Here is an 11,602-nt window from a genome sequence, read left to right as displayed (position 1 = left end):
ATTACGAATAACAATAAATATAATAGGAAGGAAAATTGATAATATTGATCTAAAAATATTGTTGATGGGTGCTACGATAGATTTTTGATTAATTTTTAATGTAATTAATAGAAGTAAGTTTTCTAAAGCTATAACTTGATTTTGGTTCAAGATCGAAGAAGATTTATTTTTTTCAACTTTTTTATGAATGCTAATGAGTTTGTTCATCCAGAACATTACTATTTTTTTGCTGCTCCAACCTTCCCGCATTTTATTCCAATCACGGAAAAAGCGATTTGCAGGGCTGTTGGTATAATTCGCAATTATATTAAGCAATTCATAATGAGAGTAGAAAAACGATGATCTATTATCTGTATTTGAACTTTCGATGCTTTTAACTTCAGGTTCGTATGTTAACGGGACCCGAGGGGGGCTTAGTCTTTGTAGTTTTAACAATTTTCTCTCCTTTAAAAAATTGATTCTTAATGTATAAACAAAAAAAAAGTATCAGTCAATCTGCCACTTCTCTTAGCTGCTGTTTGGAACAAGGGTAAAAAGGAAAGACTTAAAATTTTCATAATAACCATAGTGGACAAATGGGTGAACTATGGTTATTCAATATTATTTAACAGATGCAGGGCGTGAAGTTGCTTTAAGTGCGGCGACATTAGGGTTAGAAGTATCTCTGGCACATATTGGCGTAGGTTCTGCTAAGTATGACCCATTAACGGCATTAGGTAACACCACCTTGGTCAATGAGATTGCACGCTTTCCGTTGAATGGTGGCGGCGTTGAACCGAATTCAAAAACGCTGCGTTTTGTAACTAGCATAGAACCCACCATTACGGCAGATGGTTTTGAAATTGGAATTTTCACAAGCACAGGTGTACTTTTTGCAATAGCATCAACTACAACAAATGACCCGCTGATTCGTTTGGTTGCAAATATCGTCACCATTTCTACCTTTGGCATGATTCTGTCAACCATAACCCTTACAAATATTCTTATTGCGATTGATCCGAATACGCCTGTTTGCGTTGCATTGATGAATCAGCATTTAGATCATCCAGACCCACACCCCCAATATGCAACCAAAGTTGATTTAAGTAATGAGACGGATGCCCGAAATGTAAGTGATAACTTACTGAACGACAAAATAGACCTTAAATATGACAAGGCGGGCGGAACGATTTCGGGAAATGCTCGGCTCAATGGAAATCTAAATAAAGTCAATGGAACTTTGATCACGAAAGATTTTGCTGTGCATGGCAATGGGGTAGATCAAAGTTTAGGTATGACTATTTCTACCCAAGCTGGCTATGCAGGTTTCCACAATACAGATGTGAATGGTGCTATTGATCCAAATTCAATGTTTTCATTTGCGGGACGAGTATTTTTTGGTAGCACATTTTCAAATTCACCAGGACCAAACTCTTTTGGGCAGTCCACCAGTTTGCCCAATGGTTTTATTATGCAATTTGGGTTTGTTGCATCTAACGATATGACAACTTTTTCTGGTTCATCTACAGGTGAAAAGTTCTTCAACTTAACATTCCCTCAACCTTTTCCAAATGCATGTTTGAATGGTCAAGGAACTATATGTTTACAGACTATAGATCAAAATAATGACACTTGGGCGCAGGTTGGAAATATTACGAACAATGGTATGACACTGGTTAGCCAAACCCCTGATCCAGATAGTGGTACATACAAGGCTTTTAGCGGTATTTTTTGGCTTGCAATCGGATTCTAACAATGATCAATGAATATCGTAATGCCATTAGAGACCATATTAATAGGATTGTTCAGCAAGGTAAGTTGAGCCAATTAATTATATGGGACGTTAAGTCTGATGAAGCAACCGATCCAACATTATTAAGCCTTAGAATCTATGGCACGCGTATTCACACGGACGTAATCCAAGTTGCTTGTGGGGTTAGTGGAATTTGGGAAAAACTCCCAGAAAAACGCATTGCTGTGCCAACCATTTCTGATGTTTTACGTATAAGAAATGAATATCAGGTGTAGGTGGATTTATGGCGATTGACGATAATTTCCAACAAGCTTACAAGCAGATGCAAAGTGCTTTGCAGGACGGACGTTTACGCAGAGATTTACAGGGTAGAAGAAGCGAAGATAATAAACAACGTGCATTTGCAGAACGTGAAATTGAATACGATGACCGCGGGCGTAAAATACCACGTCCCATGTTCTTACGTCCTGAAGACATCGCTAAAGGAAAAGATTACGATGTTGAAAAGGTTCTATATACAACATTAGGACAACAACCAGGGGATCGGCCACGGCGAATCACCCGAGATGATATTCTTGCTTTCCAAGACAATATTCTGTTGCTCAAAGACCAGTATAAAAAGGGCATTACAATTCAGAATATTATTAACTTGAGCTTGGCTGATGATATCAAGCGTGCAAATGAACAAATTTATCTAACGGTTCCCCTTAGCCGCAAAAGTGGGCTAGTCCATTTTCTTACAAATGCTGGACCTAATAGTAAGGTCCAAAATCACCATGTCGAAGTTGAATTTTCTAATTTTAATTCAGTCGTATTTGATATTAAAAAAGAGGCAATCTCGACTGTAAAAAATCGGCTTGCAAATGGAAAAATTAGATTTGAATGTGATTGTGAACGTCATACTTTCTGGTACCGGTATATGGCGACAATCGGTGGCTATGGCTTAGGTCGCCACGAAGGTGGTTTTCCTAAACAAAGAAATCCGCATTTATCCGGTGTGGCATGTAAGCATGTACTCCGCGTCGCCAAATGGATTACTTCACCCGCAGGCATTCAGTATCTAAAAAAAGAAGTTGAAGCTGACCGCAAGAAACAAGTTGGGGCCAGATATAAACTTTCTGATGCTCAAATCCAAGAGCAGATAAATCAACAAGTTAAAGATTTAGAAAGTGGTATGTCTAAGCCAATTGTTGGGAATGTGCATAAAGCAGAACAGGAAATGATGCGACGTGCAGAAAAAGTGGCTAAAAAGCATTTTGCTAAGCAATTAAAAGAGCTCAAGGCTTTAGAAAATAAACTTCACAAAGTTACTGTACAGGCGCAATTGGAAGCAGTACTGCATACCCTAAACAAAGATAAGCAAACTCAGGCCAGACGAATGGCTGATCTATGGGTGCGAAATGAAATCACCCAACAAGATTTTGATATTTATATGAGAGGTCTAAATGCTAAATAGTGCAGTAAATCGCGTGGCAAATGGCCGTCATCTTGCAGCTAGAAGAGTAGTAATGAATACGTTAGGGACTATACCAGCTCAAGTATGGCGTAAACGCATTGTTTATAGCAATCAAGCTGATGCCCATACGCCAGCTGACCCTTTATCTTTTGAGGCTAATGCTCTATCGATACAGGATGAGCCTAACTATGAATACGATCCTTTAGGTTTCGCGTTTGTGCTAGCTGATAAGTTTAATGGCGGGGTAATCCATAAAAACTACAGCATGAACAACCCAAGTGATTTGACCATTATCGCGCAAATCGCTGCGTATGATCCTGAACTTGACTCGTTAGCTGATCAAATAAATAACATTCCAGATTTGCAATTTCAAGAAGGTGATTTACTCGCATTGATGATTTATCAAGGCTTTATTGTTTGGTTCGAAATTGTTGGAACTACAGGCCAAACCCTCATGGCAGAGTTTGGTACAAAGTATGTTTTAAACCGCCGTGACGAATTAAGTATTGATCCGGTCAAAAGTGAAGTAGAGTCGAGGACGAAGTGATGGGATTAATTGACGATAATTTATCTTGGGATGTGACTATTACGAATAATGGAATAGTCAGTTATTTCGAAGCTTTATCCAAAACAACAATTAAAGCGGGGAAAACGGAGACTTTTCGCATTGGCAGCACATTGTTGGCTAATCAAATCATCAGTAATGTAAAACAAGAGAATGATTTAAAAAAGGAAAATCTTATTGTAGCCACTAAACAGTTGGTTGCTCAATCAGGTGAAGTTGACTTAACTGATTACTATACAAAAGATGAAGTGGATCAAATTTTAGCTGATATACCTGGTGGAGGTGGAGATTATAATTTCTCAGTCAAAGAGCTAGATTTAGTCGCTACAGCGGATAAAGTACAAGCACTAATGCTGATGACTCCAGATGTTAATAACACCATTACAGGATCTAATATTGCAGGCAAAATTACGGCGAATAATCAAATTAAGGGTGGGTATTTTAAAGCAGATTCTGGTGAAGTAAAAATCTCAATTGATCGGACAACTCCATCTAATAATATTTTTGTAAACTTGGAGAATGAGCCACTTGCTGCCTTTGATAGTGGCGGCAGTATTCCATTGTCACAAGTCATTTTTGGTTGCGCCTTTCTTAATGATACAACCTTTATCATTGCTGGTTTTACGGAAGCACCGATACAAATTCTTTTGCCGCCAGAGGGATTAAATGCTTTAGAAGAAGTCAGCTTTATCTTTGAAAAAAATAAGATTCATATAAAGCATAGGGGAGAAATACTTGATACCTATGTACATCCTTCACAACTAAATAAATACTGGCAGTTAATTAATGCGTTAGAGCTTCCTGACAATTACGAAACAATTTTTGATTTAAGTGAAGCTGTATCAGATACACGTTACAAGCTACCTGCTTCGGCAAAAGATGGTGACAATTTTCATCTTACGAGCGAAGGAGAGTTATTTGATAAAAAGTTGCTGGCAGGTGACTACATCACTGTTTACGGAAATAAGAGCAATGTAACAGTCCTTCGTCTACCTTCAGACCAGTTATTAACGACAAAACTCACATTACCAATTACTTATTACTTACAAGAGCACTCTTCAAAAGAGCTAAAAGCATACTATGACACGGAATTAAGAGCAGTTTTTGTTTTTGGTTTGTTTCATCTGAGCTCATTTCCAACAGAAAGTAACATTGTGTTTGAAATTGATATAAGTCAAATAAGTCTTAGTGCGCCGAATCTGAATGCTATGGATTTGATTGTTTATCATGTAAATAGCATTCAACGACTTAACGTAGTGTTTTCAAGAGAAGAAAAGCTGCTACGAGTTAGAGTTGACCCAAATCAGTTCGGCGGGACTGGGGATGCCTATTTTTTATTATCAAATTTAGTATTACAAGCGACTTTATAAGAGGGGATGAACAATGATACAGACATATGAATTGCCCATTGAAGTGGTCATAGAGATTTTTAAACAAGCTGGAATTTCTTATTCAGTAAATGGTACTGAATTTAAGATTTTTCCCTTTCATTTGGGCAATGCTCAACGAGCATTAACAGCTTATGTTGTTTCGCAAAAGCCTAAAAATCTTCTTCCTGTGCAATTCTATTTTTTGTTGGCGAACTGTGGTTTAGACAAAGTGCTTAATCCTTTGCTGGATGCTGTAGAGACTACAGACAAAGTAAAGTACGCCATGTATAAAGCTTACTTAAATGGCGCACGGTATTACGAATTTTCGAAAGCCATTGGACTATATACAGAGCTTAAAGACAAAATTCTAGCAATCAATCCTGAACTTGAATTTAGTGTTGAGCAGTTAAAAGAAATGTGGGTTAGTGCATCTCAAATTTGACCGGAACATTTCACTTTGAAGCTTTGGAATTGCTGAATAATGAAAATTATTCTTTTGGGTGATATCTGACAATGACATTTTTAGTGATCAATGAAAGTGGTAAAGCTGTGGGTGATAAAGGTATGGTGGCCCAATGTACTTCAGCTATTTTTAACTACCAGGTTATTGGAGCAGGTGCCGCCGTCGATTTTTTTGGTAGTAACCATCCCTCTGCTGATATTGAAAATGAGGATCATTGGTCCCCAATCGTTACGGTTGAAGCTGGTACGCCAGATACAGAACCTTTTAGACAGCACGCGTGGGATAAGATACGTTATGTTGTGACAGCTGGAGCCAATGTTGAAATCTACGTTTCAAGCGGAGTTAGTGGTTAAAAACATCTCATCTCTGTTACCTGATGATAAAAGACCATTCTTTAAATAAGAGTGGTTTTTTTATATTTGCAAACGGCAAAAAGTAATTCGAAATAAATAACCAATTGGAACAGACCAAAAAGCTGTTTTTTTCACATGAGAAAGTAGGACATGAATTTTCATAAACCTAATTTCCGCAGGTGAAAAAAATGTTTGATTTACCAGATCAACAAAGCAATCAATATCAGGCGCAAGTTTCAGCTGTAAACCAATGCCAGAATTATTTCTATCAGAAAGGTGAAACAACAGGGTTTGATAGCGCCCAAGGGATGCCTGAAACAAAACCAACGGCATTAAATAATATTTTGAATATTGTTGGGTTTGACAGCGCGGGTGATATTGATAATGCGATCAAAGTGGGTATTTCTCAATACCAATATTGCCATGGTGGGGAATTACCGCATGCTTCAGTACTTGCAACCGCTTTAGATGCAGGTTTGTCTATGGCTAAGGCAGTAGATAAGTATACTGATACTCAAAAACAAAACCTTTTAAAATTGGAAAGTGGATTCGATGATGTCAGCAATACACATCAAGAATCTGTAAGTATTGTGCCAGCAATGACCGTTGCAACCATTGCCACAGTTATTGCCTATGCTGCACCAATCATTGCGTATATTCCAAATAACAATGGTTCAAACGAAGTACCGATTGTTGCTGCTCGTTTTGTGACAGACCGTGCATTCGGAGCAATGGAAAAAGGCGATTATCTGGATGGAGTCAACGCTTCAAAACCATACTCGGAAGGGCGTTTCCGCTTTGCATTAAGCAATGGTGGTAATGGTGCAGTTTATACGGTGGTTGCACGTACACAATACGATGACTTCGCAGCTAAAACACCGAAAGCAGGTGCGCCATTGTTACCATTCATCGGTGGAAATATCTCTATCCGAATTAATGGTAAAGAAGTTGCTCATACGCGTAACCGTAGTAAATCAAAACTTGCTGGTCAAATTTCAGCAATTGCTGAGAAAAAAGCGTTAATTGCAGGTACAGAATATTCTGTAGCTGGAAGTGCTATCAATTTAGATACCAGCGAAATTTCGGTCACTTTAAATCAAGCCTTGCCTGCTGGTGCCAAGTTAGAAGTATTCTTGGTTGCTGATTTTGATGCACGTGATAACTCAAATAAATTTAAGCTTGAACCAGTAGGTGTAAGTATTGCACCTGATTATGAATCTCTGGTGAGCTCACCAATCGTAACGCAAATCCGCGCGTCTAAATTGTTAGTGAACCAGGTCACTAATGAGCTGAAAGTTGGTTTTGTGGGCACGGCGGTAGCTTTAATGCAAGGTAAAATCTATCTTGAGCAAACCGTTCGCTTACTCGGTGAAGGTAAAGAGCGTGCTCTATACAACGAGCGTGAATATACATTTGATGCAAGCCGTGGTGTAACAGGCAATCTTGCCGCTGCATACAATACTACAGGCGACTTATTTGGCGAGTTAATGAAGTACATTGAAGCTGCCAAAACAAAGATTATCCAAGACACTGGTGGCGCAACGGTTGGGTTTGAGTTACATGTTGGTGATAGCGCTAAAGTCTTCTTTGCTCAATTATCTTCAGACAAGATGCCGATCAAAACTGGTGCAACTGCTGGACATGGTCAAATTGTTCGTATCGGTACATTAGCAGATGGTACGAATGTTTATCACGTGCCGAGTTCAGCGGAAGTACTTGTGGAAGCAGGTCAAGCATTTGAAATGCTATTAGTGGGTCGAGGTAGTGAACCAGTTCGCAACCCACTTGTTGGCTTTATCGAAATGCCTTTGACTGTCAGCGAAGCAACACCAGATCCTCGTGAATCACTTTTAGGTTTGATCGGTTCACAGGCGGCAGAACTGAATCCTTTGGATCGTTACGCTGATCAATTTGCAGTGCTTAAAGCTATCAATATGCCGAAGCTAAAAGACTAATAACGTACAGGATAAGGTGTATATGCACCTTATCCTGTTTCATTAATAACTCAAAAAGGCTGGTACATACTCATGACTGAAGCTCAACAAAATCCACAGAATGAAACTGAAAATACAAAGGCTGCTACTACAACAGGGCCGAGAAAACGTGGACCAAAACCCAAAAACACAGCAGATAATGCAGCTGGTAACAATACAGAATCTAAGCTTCAAAACGAGCAACAAGGCACAGAGCAAAGCTCTGGCGGTATTTCTTCATCCCAGTCTGAGTTACAGTCTTCAAATGGGGCAGTAGGCAATCATTCACCAGATGCTTTAAATGCTCAAGGTGAAGCATCTAACGGTGATGGTGCTCAGTCTAGCTTTGACCAAAATAAATCTAATGATAGTTCTAGTGATAACGTGAACTCTGGAACTGAAAATAACCTTGGTCAATCCCCTCAAGATGATGGGCAAGGTGGAGAAGCTAACCAGAATCAATCAAGTGAGTCTTCTAATGCGACGGTAAACTCGCGTCCTGAAAATACCCCAATCCAACAAACACAGAATGTACAAGTGATTAACAACGAAAATATTGTTGTTCAGGAAACCGCCAAAGCAGAAGTTAAGCCCAAAAATGGCCTAATTGTTAAAGTAAAGAATGTTGGACTAAAAGCAGTCTATGAACCCCATTCAAAAATCTCAATTGAACCTGGTGACGAAGGAACAATTATCGAATGTGCTAATCATGCAGACTTAAAAAGTGTGTTAGCAAATATTGATCAATTAAATGCCCTTGGTAAAAAAATTAAGGTTGTAACTGATGAATGAGTTTAATGGTACAAATCCGATCTTAGATGCGTTGGGTGATCAACCGGTCATTCGTGATGTATCAATGCTGAATAAAGGGGCAACTCGAAAAATTGAACCATTGACGGGTGCGCATCTTCAACCTGGACAAACTGTTGAGATTCGTGTCACTGGTGAAGTTGCATTTAATACGATCAAGAACAATATTGATCAATTAAATGCCCTCAATGGCAACATGATTGAGTTCTCATCTGAGATAGTGGATGAAGATGAGCCCGATTAGCAAAATCAAAAACCAATGAAACTCTACCTTGCGTGGAGTTTTTTCATATTGGAACTATTGAAATTTTAAAAATCTGATAAGAGCAAAATAACTTAAACGTTTAGCCAAAGGGCAAACAGAGTGAACACAACAAAAATTCTCGGTGAAGCGGTAGGCATTCAAAGCCAAGGCATCATCGACAAGACTGAAACACAAACAAATGGCGGTCTGACTGACGCCGTGATTGTTGGTCAGTTTATGCGTGGGCGTCTTGATCAGCCTATGGTGATCCATCAAGGCAACATCCGCGGTCAACTCGGATATGAGCCACAGAACCCTTATTACATTGCAGTTCAAGATTGTTTGGATACAGGGGTACCAAGTGTACAAGTGCTGCGTGTCGGCCATTCGAATGTAGAGAGTTAATGGAGCAATTATGAATAACTTAAAATTGATGAGTAATGGTAATTTATCCATTGGTGGTGTAGGGATTGTTGTTTTAAGCCTAGACTTTCTAACATTCAATTATTTACAAAACACTGAACTCGAAGTTGCTTTTTTCAGCAAAATTAACTTGCCTACGTTAGCTGATATCACTATGCGTTTACGAATCATCGATGCAACATCTGGTGATGAAGTTGTCCGCATTCAGGGCATAGTTGATAGTGATCCCGACAATATGGCTTCAATTGTTGCTGTAGCAGATGCAACAGAAGAGTTCGAAGAATTTAGCTTAAGTTTTCAACCAGAAGCTTTAGATGCAATTTTGAATTCGGATGCATTTAACGCTGCAAATAGCTTAGGGCGTAATAAAGCTGTTTTAGCTTTAAGTGATGAACCTGTTCCGTCTTTTAATGCTGATGAAACAGTAAAGACCTTAATCAAGCTAGTCGATCCTCCATCATATATTGCCTTACCAGTTGCAGATAATTTGCCGTTGTACGTTGCTTGTTTGCGCGTAGCTGAAAAGTTAAATATTCCGCTAGATGTAGAAATCGATCCAACAATTACCGAAGAACAAGCTGCCCAACTTGCAGAGAGCTTAGATGCTCAAAGTCATCAAGTACAATTGATTTGGTCACCAAATATCTGCCGTCCCCGTGATGCAGTTTCATTACGTGGGCGTAAAGTGCCTGCAACGTATATCGGGCAATACATTGGTGATAAATTGCTGCGCAATGCTAGAACCAATGCAAAAGGCTTCGCCCCAATACAATACGCCGTGGCTTGGAAAGATTATCCATTTAAGAAAAAAGTCTTAGAACAAAGGCCAGATATTGATTTAGAAGATGAACAAACGTTAGAAATGCTTGCCAAAGCGAAAGTTAACGTTGTTCGTCCGATCAAGTTTGATAGCGGTGTCTCATTTGTTTTAAGTGATGTACTCACACAAGTTCGAAGTAAAAATAGTGCCTTACGGTTAGTGAATGCTTCCGAAATTGCTATGCGTACAAAGAATGATGTGGTCAATATTCTTAAAAATCACATGTTGAAGCCAACAGAAGATTACTTGGAAAAGGCAAGCAAAGAAATTGAAAAATATTTATCTGATGCTGCAACTTCCGGTTGGTTGAAACCCGCAGAAGAATTAAGTGGTAGACCGTATGTGTTCAGGCTAATACCTGATAACGATTACCCATTTGAACGTGTACGTTTGTATCTTGCTCGCCGTCCAGAGGGTGCAACACGTGCAGTAATCTTTGATGAAGATGTTCTAGTTAAATAATAGGTGATAAAAATGTTTGGATCAAAAAATCCGTTTAATCTGAAGCCGCAGCAAAATGTCTTACGTGAGTTTGATTCAGCAGCAGCTGATATCTCAACAAGCGTAACAGCATTAACCAGCTCAATTCGTGAAGAACTTTCTTTTATTGAGCATGTTCGTGAAACAGCGTTGCATATCGTCTCGGATTTGGTTGATGCAGTCACCGACAACACTCTAGATGAAGGTGAGTTGCCAACTGATCGTTTGGATGCTCTTATCTTGGATGCCATTGACGGTGATGATGAGGATCAAACTTTTGAAGATGCGTTAGTTGCATCTATTGATGACGCCTTATCGTCTTTTGGTGTAGATGACTCTGTAATTACTGAAATCTTTAGTGATAATGTTGAAGCGGCAGATGCAGCAATTGAAGCTGCTGCAAATACAGTGATTGCCAATATGCCAGATGATGGTGATCCGATGGATGAGTTTGTACGTGAGTTCATCTATGGCGAACCAGATGAAGAAGATGGTTTCGACTCAGCTGGAGGTAAGAAAAAGCTTTCCCGCGGACAAATGAGCGTTAAGCGTGTTGGTGGTCGTAAAGTACGTTACAAGGCTATTGCTGCTATTCGTAATGGCGTTAAAAAGATAGTCAATAAACGTTTACCAGGTCAAAAGATTCGTCTTTCATCCGAGCAGAAGGCTGGCCTTAAAAAGGCAAATCTAAGATCACGCTCAGCCAATGCTATTCGATTGCGAATTAAATCTCTTAAGAAGGGTAAGAAAATCGGACTCTATAAATAATCAAATATATTTATAAGTTAAGTTGAAATGCCGCTATAATGCGGCATTTTTGATCTTTAGCGTTTTTTTTGTTATAATCTTAACGGTAGGGGGATAATAATTATAAGAGTATATTTTTATGTTAAAAGAAATTATTTTTAATTAT

The 11,602-nt window shown here is 38.9% G+C and carries 14 protein-coding genes; 13 read left to right on the top strand and 1 reads right to left on the bottom strand.

Going from position 1 to position 11,602, the window contains the following annotated elements:
* The coding region (locus AWW72_RS19320) for a hypothetical protein (protein WP_155858556.1) at positions 1 to 435 on the bottom strand (435 nt) is incomplete at its 3' end.
* 151 nt (positions 436 to 586) lie between these two features.
* Between AWW72_RS19320 and AWW72_RS12580 the strand changes: the two genes are divergently transcribed.
* From AWW72_RS12580 to AWW72_RS12520, 13 genes are all read left to right on the top strand, one after another.
* A complete protein-coding gene (locus tag AWW72_RS12580) occupies positions 587 to 1,732 on the top strand; it encodes a gp53-like domain-containing protein (RefSeq protein WP_062847573.1) in 1,146 nt (381 codons plus the stop codon).
* Positions 1,733 to 1,734: 2 nt separating this feature from the next.
* Positions 1,735 to 2,007, top strand: a complete 273-nt coding sequence (locus tag AWW72_RS12575; protein ID WP_062847572.1) for a hypothetical protein — start codon at positions 1,735 to 1,737, stop codon at positions 2,005 to 2,007.
* A gap of 8 nt (positions 2,008 to 2,015) precedes the next feature.
* On the top strand, positions 2,016 to 3,188 hold the full coding sequence (locus AWW72_RS12570) for a hypothetical protein (protein ID WP_062847571.1): 1,173 nt from the start codon (positions 2,016 to 2,018) through the stop codon (positions 3,186 to 3,188).
* A complete protein-coding gene (locus tag AWW72_RS12565; protein WP_062847570.1) occupies positions 3,178 to 3,735 on the top strand; it encodes a hypothetical protein in 558 nt (185 codons plus the stop codon). The genes AWW72_RS12570 and AWW72_RS12565 overlap by 11 nt, the downstream gene beginning before the upstream one ends.
* Complete coding sequence (locus tag AWW72_RS12560) at positions 3,735 to 5,123, top strand: hypothetical protein (protein ID WP_062847569.1); 1,389 nt, start codon at positions 3,735 to 3,737, stop codon at positions 5,121 to 5,123. Before AWW72_RS12565 ends, AWW72_RS12560 begins: the two co-directional genes overlap by 1 nt.
* A 13-nt stretch (positions 5,124 to 5,136) precedes the next feature.
* Positions 5,137 to 5,565 (top strand): hypothetical protein, encoded by a 429-nt coding sequence (locus tag AWW72_RS12555; protein ID WP_062847568.1) that lies wholly within the window; start codon positions 5,137 to 5,139, stop codon positions 5,563 to 5,565.
* Positions 5,566 to 5,636: 71 nt separating this feature from the next.
* A complete protein-coding gene (locus tag AWW72_RS12550) occupies positions 5,637 to 5,939 on the top strand; it encodes a hypothetical protein (protein WP_062847567.1) in 303 nt (100 codons plus the stop codon).
* Positions 5,940 to 6,127: 188 nt separating this feature from the next.
* The gene (locus tag AWW72_RS12545; protein WP_062847566.1) at positions 6,128 to 7,894 is read left to right on the top strand and encodes a hypothetical protein; all 1,767 of its coding nucleotides are present in this window, start codon (positions 6,128 to 6,130) and stop codon (positions 7,892 to 7,894) included.
* A gap of 72 nt (positions 7,895 to 7,966) precedes the next feature.
* Positions 7,967 to 8,704, top strand: coding sequence for a hypothetical protein (locus AWW72_RS12540; protein ID WP_062847565.1), 738 nt, complete (start codon positions 7,967 to 7,969; stop codon positions 8,702 to 8,704).
* On the top strand, positions 8,697 to 8,966 hold the full coding sequence (locus AWW72_RS12535) for a hypothetical protein (RefSeq protein WP_062847564.1): 270 nt from the start codon (positions 8,697 to 8,699) through the stop codon (positions 8,964 to 8,966). The genes AWW72_RS12540 and AWW72_RS12535 overlap by 8 nt, the downstream gene beginning before the upstream one ends.
* A gap of 120 nt (positions 8,967 to 9,086) precedes the next feature.
* Positions 9,087 to 9,371, top strand: a complete 285-nt coding sequence (locus AWW72_RS12530; protein ID WP_062847563.1) for a hypothetical protein — start codon at positions 9,087 to 9,089, stop codon at positions 9,369 to 9,371.
* Between the two features lie 10 nt (positions 9,372 to 9,381).
* Positions 9,382 to 10,671 carry a hypothetical protein gene (locus AWW72_RS12525; RefSeq protein WP_062847562.1) on the top strand — a complete coding sequence of 430 codons (1,290 nt, stop codon included), beginning with the start codon at positions 9,382 to 9,384 and terminating at the stop codon, positions 10,669 to 10,671.
* 12 nt (positions 10,672 to 10,683) lie between these two features.
* Positions 10,684 to 11,457 carry a hypothetical protein gene (locus tag AWW72_RS12520; RefSeq protein ID WP_062847561.1) on the top strand — a complete coding sequence of 258 codons (774 nt, stop codon included), beginning with the start codon at positions 10,684 to 10,686 and terminating at the stop codon, positions 11,455 to 11,457.
* The last annotated feature ends 145 nt before the right edge of the window (positions 11,458 to 11,602 follow it).

It is taken from the genome of Acinetobacter sp. NRRL B-65365 (assembly GCF_001605865.1).
Taxonomy (GTDB): domain Bacteria; phylum Pseudomonadota; class Gammaproteobacteria; order Pseudomonadales; family Moraxellaceae; genus Acinetobacter; species Acinetobacter vivianii.
The sequence above is the reverse complement of the archived record's forward strand: the minus strand, read 5'-3'. Positions and strand labels throughout refer to the sequence as shown.